Here is a 398-nt window from a genome sequence, read left to right as displayed (position 1 = left end):
CAATAATTTCTTTACCTTGAATAGTATTAGTTGTTGTTATGATCATTCTTAACACGCTCCTATAATCCCTAAAAATTCATTGTTGTTTTTTTATTATCTTATTATTACATGCAAGGGATCTTAACTGTCCCATTTGATCGTTAAATGTCCATACTCATCAAAGATATGGTCTCTATATCCATGTATTGTTTCAAGTCTAACAGTTTCATTTACATAAATCTCGCCATTTTCTTTAGCATAGAAGTTGTATTGTCCAAACTTGCTACTGGTACGTGACCAAGCGGTGAATTTTCCTACCGTAGCTTCCCCAGAATCCTCGAAGCTATGCCATTTACCATTGATTTGTTGCCAGCCTGTTAGCATTTTGCCTTTATCGTCATAATAGTATGTCTTACCAT

The 398-nt window shown here is 34.4% G+C and carries 1 pseudogene; it reads right to left on the bottom strand.

Annotated elements, in window-relative coordinates:
- Positions 1-120: 120 nt before the first annotated feature.
- A pseudogene (locus MR109_RS29815) lies at positions 121-398 on the bottom strand (cell wall-binding protein); the annotation flags it as partial.

This window comes from Bacillus cereus group sp. BfR-BA-01310 (genome assembly GCF_022664325.1).
GTDB lineage: Bacteria > Bacillota > Bacilli > Bacillales > Bacillaceae_G > Bacillus_A > Bacillus_A paramycoides.
This window is presented reverse-complemented; position numbering and strand designations above follow the sequence as displayed.